The sequence below is a fragment of the Pseudomonas sp. FG6 genome (assembly GCF_057809015.1).
The window spans coordinates 51,477-63,671 of sequence record NZ_JBMDJD010000020.1 but is presented as its reverse complement, the minus strand read 5'-3'; the positions used below and the strand labels follow the sequence as shown (position 1 = coordinate 63,671).

At 62.1% G+C, this 12,195-nt stretch carries 16 protein-coding genes; 4 read left to right on the top strand and 12 right to left on the bottom strand.

Annotated elements, in window-relative coordinates; genetic code table 11:
- Positions 1-24 precede the first annotated feature (24 nt).
- The 6 genes from ACODSJ_RS15000 to tusD form a co-directional block, all read right to left on the bottom strand.
- Positions 25-1,011: a glutathione S-transferase family protein gene (locus tag ACODSJ_RS15000; RefSeq protein ID WP_489102473.1), complete on the bottom strand. Its 987-nt coding sequence runs from the start codon at positions 1,009-1,011 to the stop codon at positions 25-27.
- Positions 1,012-1,098: 87 nt separating this feature from the next.
- Complete coding sequence (locus ACODSJ_RS14995) at positions 1,099-2,100, bottom strand: glycosyl transferase family protein (RefSeq protein ID WP_489102472.1); 1,002 nt, start codon at positions 2,098-2,100, stop codon at positions 1,099-1,101.
- Complete coding sequence (locus ACODSJ_RS14990; protein ID WP_489102471.1) at positions 2,097-2,432, bottom strand: TusE/DsrC/DsvC family sulfur relay protein; 336 nt, start codon at positions 2,430-2,432, stop codon at positions 2,097-2,099. The genes ACODSJ_RS14995 and ACODSJ_RS14990 overlap by 4 nt, the downstream gene beginning before the upstream one ends.
- Positions 2,429-2,722, bottom strand: a complete 294-nt coding sequence (gene tusB, locus ACODSJ_RS14985; protein WP_489102470.1) for a sulfurtransferase complex subunit TusB — start codon at positions 2,720-2,722, stop codon at positions 2,429-2,431. Before tusB ends, ACODSJ_RS14990 begins: the two co-directional genes overlap by 4 nt.
- A complete protein-coding gene (gene tusC, locus ACODSJ_RS14980; RefSeq protein WP_489102469.1) occupies positions 2,722-3,084 on the bottom strand; it encodes a sulfurtransferase complex subunit TusC in 363 nt (120 codons plus the stop codon). Before tusC ends, tusB begins: the two co-directional genes overlap by 1 nt.
- Positions 3,084-3,476: a sulfurtransferase complex subunit TusD gene (tusD, locus tag ACODSJ_RS14975; RefSeq protein WP_260961378.1), complete on the bottom strand. Its 393-nt coding sequence runs from the start codon at positions 3,474-3,476 to the stop codon at positions 3,084-3,086. Before tusD ends, tusC begins: the two co-directional genes overlap by 1 nt.
- 92 nt (positions 3,477-3,568) lie before the next feature.
- Between tusD and ACODSJ_RS14970 the strand changes: the two genes are divergently transcribed.
- Positions 3,569-3,919, top strand: coding sequence for a hypothetical protein (locus ACODSJ_RS14970; RefSeq protein ID WP_489102468.1), 351 nt, complete (start codon positions 3,569-3,571; stop codon positions 3,917-3,919).
- A 110-nt stretch (positions 3,920-4,029) separates the two neighbouring features.
- On the opposite strand, the gene ACODSJ_RS14965 is transcribed toward ACODSJ_RS14970, so the two are convergent.
- On the bottom strand, positions 4,030-4,455 hold the full coding sequence (locus tag ACODSJ_RS14965) for a GNAT family N-acetyltransferase (RefSeq protein ID WP_489102467.1): 426 nt from the start codon (positions 4,453-4,455) through the stop codon (positions 4,030-4,032).
- A 208-nt stretch (positions 4,456-4,663) separates the two neighbouring features.
- Here ACODSJ_RS14965 and ACODSJ_RS14960 point away from each other — a divergent pair, with 208 nt between their 5' ends.
- Positions 4,664-5,197: a cysteine hydrolase family protein gene (locus ACODSJ_RS14960; RefSeq protein ID WP_489102466.1), complete on the top strand. Its 534-nt coding sequence runs from the start codon at positions 4,664-4,666 to the stop codon at positions 5,195-5,197.
- A gap of 215 nt (positions 5,198-5,412) precedes the next feature.
- Here the strand turns inward: ACODSJ_RS14960 and ACODSJ_RS14955 are convergent, their stop codons facing one another.
- Positions 5,413-6,270 carry a CAP domain-containing protein gene (locus ACODSJ_RS14955; RefSeq protein WP_489102465.1) on the bottom strand — a complete coding sequence of 286 codons (858 nt, stop codon included), beginning with the start codon at positions 6,268-6,270 and terminating at the stop codon, positions 5,413-5,415.
- Positions 6,271-6,508: 238 nt separating this feature from the next.
- Between ACODSJ_RS14955 and ACODSJ_RS14950 the strand changes: the two genes are divergently transcribed.
- Positions 6,509-7,603, top strand: coding sequence for an SMP-30/gluconolactonase/LRE family protein (locus ACODSJ_RS14950; RefSeq protein WP_489102464.1), 1,095 nt, complete (start codon positions 6,509-6,511; stop codon positions 7,601-7,603).
- A 46-nt stretch (positions 7,604-7,649) separates the two neighbouring features.
- On the opposite strand, the gene ACODSJ_RS14945 is transcribed toward ACODSJ_RS14950, so the two are convergent.
- Positions 7,650-8,306 carry a polysaccharide lyase family 7 protein gene (locus ACODSJ_RS14945; RefSeq protein WP_489102463.1) on the bottom strand — a complete coding sequence of 219 codons (657 nt, stop codon included), beginning with the start codon at positions 8,304-8,306 and terminating at the stop codon, positions 7,650-7,652.
- A gap of 232 nt (positions 8,307-8,538) precedes the next feature.
- Here ACODSJ_RS14945 and ACODSJ_RS14940 point away from each other — a divergent pair, with 232 nt between their 5' ends.
- The gene (locus ACODSJ_RS14940) at positions 8,539-8,874 is read left to right on the top strand and encodes a hypothetical protein (RefSeq protein ID WP_489102462.1); all 336 of its coding nucleotides are present in this window, start codon (positions 8,539-8,541) and stop codon (positions 8,872-8,874) included.
- Between the two features lie 147 nt (positions 8,875-9,021).
- Here the strand turns inward: ACODSJ_RS14940 and ACODSJ_RS14935 are convergent, their stop codons facing one another.
- The 3 genes from ACODSJ_RS14935 to ACODSJ_RS14925 form a co-directional block, all read right to left on the bottom strand.
- Complete coding sequence (locus tag ACODSJ_RS14935; protein ID WP_489102461.1) at positions 9,022-10,785, bottom strand: L-lactate permease; 1,764 nt, start codon at positions 10,783-10,785, stop codon at positions 9,022-9,024.
- Between the two features lie 98 nt (positions 10,786-10,883).
- The gene (locus ACODSJ_RS14930; protein WP_489102460.1) at positions 10,884-11,435 is read right to left on the bottom strand and encodes an acyl-CoA thioesterase; all 552 of its coding nucleotides are present in this window, start codon (positions 11,433-11,435) and stop codon (positions 10,884-10,886) included.
- Between the two features lie 246 nt (positions 11,436-11,681).
- Positions 11,682-12,062: a RidA family protein gene (locus ACODSJ_RS14925; protein WP_489102459.1), complete on the bottom strand. Its 381-nt coding sequence runs from the start codon at positions 12,060-12,062 to the stop codon at positions 11,682-11,684.
- Between the last annotated feature and the right edge of the window lie 133 nt (positions 12,063-12,195).

The following is a 12,195-nucleotide window of genomic DNA, read 5'->3' as shown; positions in this document are numbered from 1 at the left end:
TTCAAAGGCAATAAAAATCCTGGATCAATCCCCAGCCCCAAGCCAAATCCCTTTCCCCAACAACCGCTCCCGATCATGGGCAACCCCAAAATCCTGCCACGGCCCCTTGGGCACGATCCCATTAGGGTTGATGGTCTTGTGGCTGCCGTAGTAGTGCCCCTGGATGTGAGTGAAGTCCACCGTCTCGGCAATCCCCGGCCACTGGTACAGCTCCCGCAGCCAGTTCGACAGGTTCGGGTAATCGGCGATGCGCCGCAGGTTGCACTTGAAGTGCCCGAAATACACCGCGTCGAAACGAATCAGGGTGGTGAACAGCCGGATGTCGGCCTCGGTCAGGTATTCGCCGGCCAGGTAGCGCCGGGTTTGCAGTAACGCATCCAACCGGTCCAGTTCGGCAAACAGCTCGTCGAAGGCGGTTTCATAGGCGGCTTGGGCAGTAGCGAAACCGGCGCGGTAGACGCCGTTGTTCACCGCCGGGTAGATCCGCTCGTTGAGTGCATCGATGGTGCCGCGCAGGTGTTCGGGGTAGAGGTCGAGGTGGTTGCCGGTCAGGCCATCGAAGGCGCTGTTGAACATGCGGATGATTTCCGCCGATTCATTGTTGACGATGCGCTGTTGGCGTATGTCCCAAAGGGCCGGAACAGTAACGCGACCCGTGTAGTCCGGCGTGTCGGCGGTGTAGCGCTGGTGCAGGAAGTTCAGGTTATCCAGTTTGTCGCCGGTAGAGCCGTGGGCCTGGTCGAAGGTCCAGCCGTTTTCCAGCATCAGGTAGCTGACCACCGAGACGTCGATCAGGTCTTCCAGGCCCTTGAGCTTGCGGACAATCAGCGTGCGATGGGCCCAGGGACAGGCCAGGGACACGTACAAGTGGTAGCGCCCGGCCTCTGCGGCAAACCCGCTGCTGCCGTCAGCCGTGATCCAATGACGGCGTTGCGCCTGTTCGCGCTGGAACGTGCCGTCCTTGCTCTCATACCACCGGTCCTGCCAGCGGCCCTCGACTAACAAACCCATCTCGCTCTCCTCGCCAATAAACGTTGGAGGTGAGTCTATTCCGATAGGTTCGAACTAAAAGCGCAAAGGTTGGGCGTTTATGATCGATCAGATCGATCTATCCCGCGCCTCCCAATACTGGCGGGCCTTGTCGAACGCTTCTTCGCGAGTATCACCCAGGCCACGCAGGGCCAAAGCCATGGTGGCGATCAAGGCCAGTTGCGGATAGCTGTCTTCAACGTCGCCGCGCCAAATGGCTTTCAAGTGCTCGGGGTCGAGGCTCTCCGGTTTGACGTGGCGTTGCTCGGCCAGTCGCGGCCATTCCTCGTCCCAGCTCACGCCACCCGTGGTGCCATACAGGTGGCTGTCGGCATCCGGGTTGATCTCGATTTCGCCGCCGTCGCCCTTGATGACGATGGCGGTATCACCGAGCAAGCCGCTGGCCTCGCGATGCACGGCCTGGTAGCCCGGATGGAAGATACTTTGCAAACCGCAACGAGCGGCCAGCGGGTTGAGGATCCGCGCCAGGGAGTGGATCGGCGAGCGCAGGCCCAAGGTGTTGCGTAGGTCGATCATGCGCTGCATTTGCGGCGCCCAGTCCACCAGCGGCATGAAGGCCAGGCCACCGTTGTCCAGGGCGTTGCCGACCTGTTGCCAGTCGCGGCACAGCGGGATCTGCAAGAACCCCAACAGTTGTTCGGTGTAGAGCCGGCCGGCGGTGTGGGCGCCGCCACCGTGCATGAAGATCCGCACGCCGTTCTGCCCAAGGCACTTGGCCGCCAGCAGGTACCACGGCAGGTGGCGTTTCTTGCCAGCGTAGGTCGGCCAGTCGAGGTCCACCGCCAGCGCCGGGATCACCAGGCGCTCACGCAGGGCTTGGGTGAAACCGGCCATCTCTTCGGCGCTTTCTTCCTTGTGCCGCAACAGCATCAGGAAGGCGCCCAGTTGGGTGTCCTCGACCTTTTCGTCGAGCACCAGGCCCATGGCCTCGCGCGCTTCTTCGCGGGTCAGGTTGCGGGCGCCGCGCTTGCCTTTGCCAAGGATGCGCACGAATTGGGCGAACGGGTGTTCGGCCGGAGTCTCGAGGGTCAGCGGTGCAAGATCGGTCATAAGCAATTCGTCGGTTTGGGCAGGCCCGCCAGCTTGGCGGCGAGTTTGGCGGGAGTGCCTTTGAACAGTCGGTTCAGGTGCAGGCTGTTGCCTTTGTCCGTGCCCAATTTCAGCGCAGCGTACTTGATCAGCGGCCGGGTCGCGGGGGACAGCTGGAATTCGTCGTAGAAGCTGCGCAGCAGTTCGAGGATCTCCCAGTGTTCTGGGCTCAGTTCGATGTCTTCGACGGCCGCCAGGGCGGTCGCTACGTCGGTCGACCAGTCCTTGCGGTCGGCCAGGTAGCCGTCCTTGTCCAGCGCGAGGGTGCGTTCGCCCACGTTCAGCGTCTTCATAACCAGGTGTTGACCTTGTCGTGTTCGATCGATAACTCGACGAAACCCGAATAGTTGATGGCTTCGGCCCAGTCGGGCGTGTCCAGGGCGCGAGCCTGGAGGTCTTCGGCGAGCACGAACAGATTCACGCCGGCGGCCTGCAGTGCTTCGAACGGTGGGCTGCCCGGTTGCAACGCATACGTCGCGTCGCCGCACAGCAGCAGCGCATCCTGTTTGCCCAGTACCCGCAGGCAACTGGCGAGGCGGTTATCGCCGAAGGGCGAATGAGACAACACATGCAAGGTCGACATCAGAGGGTGATCACCTGGTCGTAGCGGTCAATGAGCGCGGCGATGTCCGATGCGGTCAGCACGGTCACACCCTCCAGCGCCAGGGCATCGGTGGCGATTGCGCGTTCGGCGGCGCTGTCGGCGCAGAGGTACAGGTCCTCGACGCCGAACATCGGCAACGCCTGCAGGTTGGCGCTCAAATCCTTTTGCTGGACAGCCTTGGCGTTCTGGCCGGCGGTGAGCTGGAACACGCCGTCATCGAGAAACAGCAGGCCGATGGGCAGGTCGAAGGCGCCGCCGGCCAGGACGATGTCCAGCGCTTCCCGGGCGCCTGGGCCGGACCATGGGGCCTGGCGGCTAATGAGCAATAAAGACTTGGCCATCATGCACCTCCAAAGCAGATCAGGCGGTCGGCGTCCTGGATCGCATCGTGCAATTGGCCGAGCCCGGACAAGGTCCAGGGCGCTTCGACGCTGACGGCCGAGCGCTGGTAGCGCTGGGCCTCTTCGTCGTTCAGCACGCCACGGCGTAGTGCCGCCGCGATGCAGACCACGCCGTCGAGCTGGTTGTCGCGCACGAACGTGCGCCATTGCTGGGGCAGGTCCTGTTCATCCTGGGGTGTGACGACACTGGCGCAGGCGTTATAGACGCCGTCCTGGTAGAAAAACAGCCGCACGATCTCATGTCCACCCGCCAGCGCCGCCTGGGCAAACAGCAAGGCACGGCGGGAGGAGGGCGCATGGGCGGCGGAAAACAGCGCGATGGCGAATTTCATGACGGACCCGGTCAGCAAAACTGCGGCCATGATAAAGCTTTATGGGTGGGCGCAGTGCTACAGTCCGCTTTTTTTCCCGATGAGTGAATGCAATGCGAACGTTGACGGTGGCCCTGGCTGCAACCCTGTTGGCCGGTTGCGCGGGTTCGGTGATGGAACAGGCCAGGACCCAGGCCCCTTACAAGACATTGACCTCCGACAAGCCGGAACAGAACGTGGCCCAGTGCGTGAAATTCGCCTGGGAAGACGAAGCGGTGTTCGGCGTGGATGCCGGCGCTTACCTGCAACCGGGCAGGAAGGGCGGGTCGACGGTCTACACGCGCTCGGCCGAATCGTTTGTCGACCTGGCGACGGATGCCAGCGGTACCACGTTGAGCTATTACGCCAAGCACGACGACTTCGTGGCCAAGCGCCGGTTGGCGGCGTTGGCGACGTGTCTATAAGCAGATAGACCGAGGTGCCTGCTATCGCGAGCAGGCTCGCTCCCACAAGGGTTGCGATGCGACCGAAAGACTTCCATTCACCGCAGCCCGCTCCTACAGGGATCTGCGTTTCAGTCGGCCAGGCGCTTCTGGAAGAAGAAGTGCTGGTGCCCTGGCGGATAGTCATCGATCTGGCCGATGGGCGTGAAGCCGTGCTTGCGGTAGAACTCTGGTGCCTGGAAGTCGAAGGTGTCCAGCCAGATGCCCACGCAGTTCTTCTCCCTGGCCAGGGTTTCGGCCATTTGCATCAGGGTCGAGCCCGTGCCTTGGCCCCGGGCCTGTTCCGGCACCACCAGCAGTTCGATGTACAGCCAGCGAAAAAATACCCGGCCGTACAGTCCACCAACGATGGCGTCGTGTTCGTCGCGCACCAGCCAGGCAACCAGTTCGGGCGTCGTTCCACCGGTCTTGGCCGTGTTGTAGGCGCGCAGCGGGGCGAGGATGGCCTGGCGTTCTTCGTCGGTGGGCGCGTCCGTGCGTTCGATTCGTAGCGTCATTGACGATGTCCTAATGTGTGGAAGACCAACCCCAGGAGCCTATCCCAAAGAACGATCCTGACGTAAGCCGCTCGACGAGAAACAGGCGTGTTATGCAAACCGGGCCATACTGCCTATGGCCCTTGAAGCGCTCTCCGTTGCAACACCGGGTTGTCGCTGGGTTATCGAGTCGCTGCGCGGCAGCGATACTGTTTGAAGAGGGAAGGTCATGAACACCGCATTGCTGATCATCGATGTCCAGAACGCGCTGTGCAGCGGCGAAGAAGAATGCTTCGACGTCCAGCGCGTTATCCGGACCATCAACGACCTCAGTACCAAAGCCAGGGCACTCGGCTTGCCGGTGATCCTGATCCAGCACGAAGAGCTGCAAGGCTCGCTGGTGCACGGCACCGATGCCTGGCAACTGGCCGATGGCCTACTGACCGCTGCCCATGACCTGCGGGTACGCAAGACCACGCCGGACGCTTTCTACCAGACAGACCTGCAACCGCTGTTGCAAGCCCGAGGCATCGACCGGTTGGTGGTTTGTGGGTTGCAGACCGACTATTGCGTCAACGCCACCGTGCGCCAGGCCCATGCCCTGGGGTACGACGTGGTCTTGGTGGCCGACGCCCATTCCACCGTGGACAACGGCAGCATGGCGGCCGAGCAGATTATCGCCAACCACAACAATCGACTGGGACGGTTGAGCAGCGCGGTTTCGCGGATCGATGTGGTGCCGGCGGGTGAGATTCACCTGTAGCCGCTATCCGATGCCTGGACCGGTGGCAAGCCAGATTTGTGGTTTGGCTTGGGACAGACCTGTGGCGAGGGAGCTTGCTCCCGCTCGGTCGGTCCGACGCCTCGGGCGTAGCGACCGCAAAAAGCGAGGGCTGCTGCGCACCCCAGCGGGAGCGAGCTCCCTCGCCACAACATCCCTCCAACCACAACATTGCGTTGGTTCATTCCTGGCGGTGCTCAAGGCGCGCCGAACACCATCGTCCAGTAGATCCCCGCATCGCTGCTTGAGTCGGTCGCGGACGCTGCGCCCATCTGGGTGAACATCGGGTTCATCAGGTTCGCGCAATGGCCGGGGCTAGCCAGCCAGTCGCGCATGGCCTGGTTCGGCGAGCCTTGCCCGGCGGCGATGTTCTCGCCCAGCTTGCGCCCGCGATAACCCGCGCTCTTGGCGCGGTCGGCGACCGAGCGGCCATCCGGGTCCTGGTGGGCGAAATAGTTGCCGCGGGCCATGGCCCGGCTGTGTCCCTGGGCGGCGGTGCCGAGGGCGCCATTCCAACTCAATGGTCGCGTGGCGGCGAAGCGCTGGCGGCCGCACAGGCGCGACTGTGCCCTGGCGGCATTGACCTGGGCCAACAACGTCTTGTTGGCCGAGGCCGCGTCGGTCATCCGGCCCCCCATGGACTGTGCCAGCACCACCCGCCATTCATCACCGACCCGGTTGATGCCAATGTCGGTGTATTGGTTATCCAGCAGGGCTGAACAATGTTCGTCCGCCAGCATGTCGAAGGCTTCCTCGGCGTCCCGCGCGTCAGTCAGGCGAATGCTGCGCACGGCCTGGGCTTGATAGCCGGCGTCCTTGAGGCTCTCGCGCAGGCCACCCCGAAAGCCGATCGGCAGTTCCAGGCTGGACCTCAGCGCTAACGGCGGGGACGCGCGCACGGTGTGCCATTCGCATCGGCGGGACTGGCTCCGGTAATCGTTGATGGCGTCCGCCAGTTGCCGTTCGCCGCGGGCGTTGGCGGGGCTGGCAAACAAAGGCGAGAGGACAAGCAGGCACAGCGAAACGAAACGGCAAGAGCGAACAGGGTGGCGCATGGGACGAACGGCTCAAGAGGGGAATTGCCATGGCGCCAGGCTTGGCACCGATCCACCGGGAAACGCCTCGCCGTGGGCCGGTGAGGTTTTCTCGGCTGGGGTAGGACTGTGGGTTCGGGGACAAGTTTCAGGGCGGCGAAGACTTAAATCTTCAGGCCTGCGTGAGCTTCTTGTACGATGTCCTACCAGATAGTAAAACAATGTCCCCGTCCAATAATAAATAACGGAGAAACACACGATGGATGCTTCGCAAGCTGCAATCGGCGCCGATCAGGGCCGCCGGGTCTTCCTGAAAAAATCCCTGGTGGTCTCGGCCGCGGCCGCCACCCTGGGCAATCTGCCGGCGCTTGCCGAGGCCGAGCCGCTGAGCCAACGTTACCCGGACCCGCTGATCAATATCCTTGACCCCAGCTTCATGGACTTGCGCCTTTTCAACGCCAGTGTGGAAAAGCTCGCCACTGGCCTGCGCTGGGCGGAAGGGCCGGTGTGGGTCGGTGACGGTCGTTACCTGCTGGTGAGCGACATCCCCAACAACCGCATCGTGCGCTGGGATGAAATTACCGGCGGCCTGTCGGTCTACCGCGAGAACTCGAACTTCTCCAACGGCATGTGCCGCGACCGCCAGGGGCGATTGCTGGTGTGCGAAGGCTCGACCACCTCCAGTGAAGGGCGGCGCATCACTCGCACCGAGCACAACGGCAGCCTCACCGTGCTGGCAGACAGCTTCGACGGCAAGCCTTTCAATTCGCCCAACGACATCGTGTGCAAGCGTGACGGTTCGGTCTGGTTCACCGACCCACCGTTCCAGACCGGCAACAACTATGAAGGGCACAAGATCACGCCTTCCCAACCCCACGCGGTGTACCGCATCGACGGTGAAACGGGCAAGGTCAGCCGGGTGATCGACGACCTGGCGGGGCCGAACGGGCTGTGTTTTTCCCCGGATGAGAAGACCCTCTACGTGGTCGAAGGCCGGGCCAAGCCCAATCGCCTGATCTGGGCGATCACGGTGAAGGACGACGGCACCCTGGGCGAGCGGCGCAAACACATCGAAGGCTTGGATTACGCGGCCATCGACGGGATCAAATGCGACGAGAGCGGCAACCTCTGGTGCGGTTGGGGTGGCAATGGCGATCCCAAGGCGGATCTGGAAAAGCTCGATGGCGTGCGCGTGTTCAACCCTGAAGGCAAGGCTATCGGGCACATCTCATTGCCGGAGCGCTGCCCCAACATCTGCTTCGGCGGTCGGGAAGGCAATCGGCTGTTCATGGCCGGGAGCCACTCGTTGTATTCGCTGTTCGTGAATACCCGTGGGGCGACGTTTGCTGGATGAAGCAACTGATCTTCAGGTTGTAACCGTTCACCACGCCGGGCGTCAGTCATGGGTGACTGACGTCCAGTTTGGTGTAGGTCACTTTCCCGCCTTCGTTCGAATAGCCGACATTGTCCAGGGTGTAGACGCCGGCCTTGAAATAGAAGTCGTAGCCATACCAGGACGGGTCCAACTGCACTTGCTTGCCAAGGTTGTTGATCAGCACCGTCAACTTGCCCTGTTTGTCCATCTGCAGGGAGTAGGTGAAGACCTTGTTCAGCGCCATGTTCGGCACGCTGAAGATCACCGGGCTCTTCAGGTCCTTGGGTTTGACGCGATACTCCACGTCGATGTTGCCGGTGCCCTTGGCGTAGCGGTACACCAGTTTCAACAAGGGTGCGGCGGCGTCCTTGGCGTGGATCTGCGCCACCACCACGCGGCCCTCGGAAGGCACCTGGTTCACAGACAGCGTGCCCTTGAGGGTGTTGACGCCGCTGTTGTAACGCCAGTTGCGCGACTTGCCGTCTTTACCGGTCTCGCGCAGCTCGGAGCGCGGAAACTCGCTCTTACCGGTATGCGAACCGGTGACCGGCGCCCAGAAGATGATCCGCTGGCCGTTATTGTCGAAATACGGGTTTTTCAGGGTCGGCATGGCTTTGGTCGCCACGATTTGTGCCGGGGTTTGTACGGGAAGGGTTATGTTCCAGACAGTCAGGTCAATCATGATTACACGCTCTCGGTTTTCGGCCAGCACAGGCTGTACTGCCTTCCTTGGCGCGGTATCTAAGTTATCGACGAGGGTCTGTTTCGCTGGATGGGCAACTGACGGACGGCTCTGGGATGAGCCTCGGGAGCGATTTGGCCGGTGGCGCGCGGATGATGTCAACTTGATGCTGATGGGGTAGAGTACCGCCGCCCGAGAGATGGATCCCGGGCGTTTCTTCATGGAGTATTCAATGAACCACCTCAGCAAAGTTGTCGCCAGCGCACTGCTCGGCCTGACCCTGGCGGGCTGCACCGGCGCCCCGATGAAAACCCAGCAGTACGACAGCAGCCAATACACCGTTGTCGGCCACAGTGAAGCGAAGGCCACCGGCCTGATGCTGTTCGGCTTTATCCCGATTCGTCAGAACAGCCGTTTTGTGCGTGCCCAGGATGAGGCGATCAAGGCGAAAGGCGGCGACGCCATGATCAACACCCAAGTGCAGGAAAGCTGGTTCTGGGCCTGGGTCCTGAACGGCTACACCACCACCGTGTCCGGTGATGTGGTCAAGCTGAAGAACGCTCAGTAAAACCCTGCTTCAAAGGTAGGCGAGCTTACCTGTGGCGAGGGAGCTTGCTCCCGCTGGACTGCGAAGCAGTCCTTATCTTGCGATTGCTGCGCAATCGAGCGGGAGCAAGCTCCCTCGCCACAACAGCATCTGCCAAGATGCCCCCCGTCAATGTCCGCCCACCACCATATGACTGAACGGCGCCACATACGCCTGCAACGTCACCAGCCCGCCCACCAGAATCGCCAGCACCACTGAGTGGAAAAACACGTAGCGCAGGATTTCCCCTTCATGGCCGTACCAGCGCGTAGCGGTGGAGGCGACCACGATCGACTGGGCATCGACCATCTTGCCCATCACCCCGCCGGAACTGTTGGCCGCCGCCATCAGCACCGGGCTCAGGCCCAATTGTTCGGACGTGACCCGTTGCAGGCCGCCGAATAGCACGTTCGAGGCCGTGTCCGAACCGGTCAGCGCCACGCCGAGCCAGCCCAGCAGCGTGCCGAACATCGGATAGAAAATGCCCGTGGCGGCGAAGGCCAGGCCCATGGTCGCGTCCAGGCCGGAATAGCGCGTGAGAAACCCCAGCGCCAGCATCGCCACGATGGTGATCAGCGAATAGCGCACCACCCATAGGGTTCGCAGGTACTGGTGCAGCAGTTGCGGGATGGAATAGCCCATCAACAAGCCACCGAGAATCGCCGCCAGGAAGATGCCGCTGCCGGTGGCCGTGAACCAGTTGAACTTGTAGATCGCTTCTTCGGTTTTAGGCTGAGGGACCACGGGCGGGACTTTTTCGATCTGCTGATGGATGGTGCCGAAGGTCACCAGCGGCGAGAAGATCGGGTTCGCCTCGCGCATCGGCTTGCCTTGTGGGTCGAGCTTGACCGATTGGGTCTGCGGGTCGAGCGTCGGGCGGGTATCGAAGAGGTTCTTGAAGCCCTGGGTGCCCCAGGCGAACACGAACACCGTGAGGATGATCCACGGCATCCAGGCCCGCAGCACCGCGGGGCGGTTGTCGCTGGAAAAAGCGCCGCTGACAACGGTGTTGTCAGCCTCGCTGGCCTCGACTTTCGAGTCATCGTGTCGCCCTGACAGCGCGGCGGACGTGTGCACCGTGGCCGGCTTCCAGACCTTGAGGAACAGGGTGAGGCAGGCCATGGAAATCAGCGCGGCGATGACGTCCACCAGCATCGGTCCGTGAAAGTTGGAGACCAGGAATTGCGGGATGGCGAAGCTGACGCCAGCCACCAGGATCGCCGGCCAGATCTCCAGCATCTTGCGCCACCCGGCGAAGGCCCAGATCAACCAGAACGGTACGATCACGGAAAAAAACGGCAGTTGCCGTCCCACCATCATCGACAGTTCCATTTCATCCAGCCCGGTGACCTTGGCCAGGGTGATGATCGGCGTGCCCAGGGCGCCGAACGCCACCGGCGCGGTGTTGGCGATCAGCGCCAGGCCCGAGGCCGCCAGGGGTGAAAAACCGAGCCCGATCAGGATCGCGCCGGTCACCGCCACCGGGGTGCCGAAGCCGGCCGCGCCCTCGAAAAAGGCACCGAAGCAGAAGGCGATCAGCAGCAGTTGCAGGCGTCGGTCGTCGGTAATGCGCGCCAGGGAATCTTGCAGGACCTTGAACGAGCCGTTCTCGGTGGTCAGGCGGTGCAGGAAGATGATGTTGAGCACGATCCAGCCAATGGGCAGCAGTCCGTTGGCTGCACCATAGAGCGCCGCCGAACCGGCCATGCCGGCGGGCATGCCGAAGGCGAAGATTGCGATCAGCAAGGCCGAGGCCAGGGCCAGCAACGCCGCCAGGTGTGCCTTGACGTGAAAGAACGCCAGGGACGCCAGCATCACCACCACCGGAACCGCCGCCAGGAGCGTGGACAGCACTGCATTACCGAAGGGATCGTAGACTTGTTGCCAGACCATGTTCCACCTCTGCTTTTTATTGTTGGAAGTGCAGGCCCCCCGGGGGGATTGGCAGAAGAGTATAGAAGGGGATCCGTGCAACGATGGCGCAGGGGCGGCTAGGCGAGGTCGGAGCCTTCCTCTTGTCGAAGCGCCAGGCTCAATTCATCACAGCTATGCGACCAGTCCGTCAGCCATTGCGGCATGATCGGTGATTGTTCGGCCAGCCCCAGTTCGCGGACGAATTCACCCGGTGCCACCGTGCCTCGCCTCGACCGGAACAGACCGCGCATGATCACCACGCCCACCGCGCGTCCCCGGCTCACGAACCGGTGTTCCATGACAATCCACTTGTCATCCCAGCCGAGTATCCGGGTATGCACCTCGAACGCTTCGAACACCTTCAGCTCGCGCCGAAACTTGCCCCAGACATCCCCGACGATAGGCACCGCCCGGTTGCGCAGCGCCACTTTATAGGCACCGCTGCGCAGCACGTAATCCATGCGGCCAACATCCGCCAGGGTGAAATAGCGGCCATTGGTGACGTGACGGTTGAGGTCCAGGTCCAGCGGCCACACACGCATGCGTACCACGGTGGTGTCCAAGGGCTTCGTCGGCTTGCGCCAGGGACGACGGAACAGCATCAACAACAGTCGGAACCAGAGATTCATGGGTACGCCGCCAGAATGGAAAGCGGTGCACTGTAAACAGGCTGTGAAGCCCGGGCTAGGTGCGTAAATGACAGTTTTGCCGCATAACGCGCATTTGGGACATGCCTGGTTTTTGTGGCGAGGGAGCTTGCTCCCGCTGGGTGGCGAAGCCGCCCCAAGAAATTTTGCGTTGAAACAAAAAACTGGGGCCTGCTGCGCAGTCCAGCGGGAGCAAGCTCCCTCGCCACAAAAGCGCTTACTGCCCGCTCAGCCCTTCGCCGCCATCGCCGTCACTTCCACTTTCATCCCCTCGACCGCCAACGCCGCCACGCCCACGGCGGCGCGAACCGGCCAGGGCTTGGCGAAGAAACGTTTGTAGACTTCGTTGAATGCAGCGCGATCGGCCATGTCGGTCAGGTAGATGGTCAGGTGCAACACTCGGTCCATGGAACTGCCGGCGCGCTCCAGGGCGGTCTTGAGTGCTTGCAGCGTGCACTCGCTCTGCAGCGTGATGTCGCCCAGTTCCAGGCTACCGTCGGCGCGGGTAGGGATTTGAGTGGAAACCAACAGGCCACCAAAGCCGGCGACGTCGGAGGAAATGGAGTCCGCATCCGGATCCGGGATGAACGTGATGTCTGGGTTAGTCATGCAAAGCCTCATGCTGGAAAAAACGACCGCCGCAGTTTACCGCCCATTGCGGCTTATCGCAGAACTCCATGTGGCCGACCATCAATCCCCCATGCACCGCCGAACCAGTGTAGGAGCGGGCTTGCTCGCGATA

What these genes read in the sequence shown, in the direction of transcription:
- ACODSJ_RS15000 (WP_489102473.1), bottom strand. Translation starts at nt 1,011, where the DNA reads ATGGGTTTGTTAGTCGAGGGCCGCTGGCAGGACCGGTGGTATGAGAGC.
- ACODSJ_RS14995 (WP_489102472.1), bottom strand. Translation starts at nt 2,100, where the DNA reads ATGACCGATCTTGCACCGCTGACCCTCGAGACTCCGGCCGAACACCCG.
- ACODSJ_RS14990 (WP_489102471.1), bottom strand. Translation starts at nt 2,432, where the DNA reads ATGAAGACGCTGAACGTGGGCGAACGCACCCTCGCGCTGGACAAGGAC.
- tusB (WP_489102470.1), bottom strand. Translation starts at nt 2,722, where the DNA reads ATGTCGACCTTGCATGTGTTGTCTCATTCGCCCTTCGGCGATAACCGC.
- tusC (WP_489102469.1), bottom strand. Translation starts at nt 3,084, where the DNA reads ATGGCCAAGTCTTTATTGCTCATTAGCCGCCAGGCCCCATGGTCCGGC.
- tusD (WP_260961378.1), bottom strand. Translation starts at nt 3,476, where the DNA reads ATGAAATTCGCCATCGCGCTGTTTTCCGCCGCCCATGCGCCCTCCTCC.
- ACODSJ_RS14970 (WP_489102468.1), top strand. Translation starts at nt 3,569, where the DNA reads ATGCGAACGTTGACGGTGGCCCTGGCTGCAACCCTGTTGGCCGGTTGC.
- ACODSJ_RS14965 (WP_489102467.1), bottom strand. Translation starts at nt 4,455, where the DNA reads ATGACGCTACGAATCGAACGCACGGACGCGCCCACCGACGAAGAACGC.
- ACODSJ_RS14960 (WP_489102466.1), top strand. Translation starts at nt 4,664, where the DNA reads ATGAACACCGCATTGCTGATCATCGATGTCCAGAACGCGCTGTGCAGC.
- ACODSJ_RS14955 (WP_489102465.1), bottom strand. Translation starts at nt 6,270, where the DNA reads ATGCGCCACCCTGTTCGCTCTTGCCGTTTCGTTTCGCTGTGCCTGCTT.
- ACODSJ_RS14950 (WP_489102464.1), top strand. Translation starts at nt 6,509, where the DNA reads ATGGATGCTTCGCAAGCTGCAATCGGCGCCGATCAGGGCCGCCGGGTC.
- ACODSJ_RS14945 (WP_489102463.1), bottom strand. Translation starts at nt 8,306, where the DNA reads ATGATTGACCTGACTGTCTGGAACATAACCCTTCCCGTACAAACCCCG.
- ACODSJ_RS14940 (WP_489102462.1), top strand. Translation starts at nt 8,539, where the DNA reads ATGAACCACCTCAGCAAAGTTGTCGCCAGCGCACTGCTCGGCCTGACC.
- ACODSJ_RS14935 (WP_489102461.1), bottom strand. Translation starts at nt 10,785, where the DNA reads ATGGTCTGGCAACAAGTCTACGATCCCTTCGGTAATGCAGTGCTGTCC.
- ACODSJ_RS14930 (WP_489102460.1), bottom strand. Translation starts at nt 11,435, where the DNA reads ATGAATCTCTGGTTCCGACTGTTGTTGATGCTGTTCCGTCGTCCCTGG.
- ACODSJ_RS14925 (WP_489102459.1), bottom strand. Translation starts at nt 12,062, where the DNA reads ATGACTAACCCAGACATCACGTTCATCCCGGATCCGGATGCGGACTCC.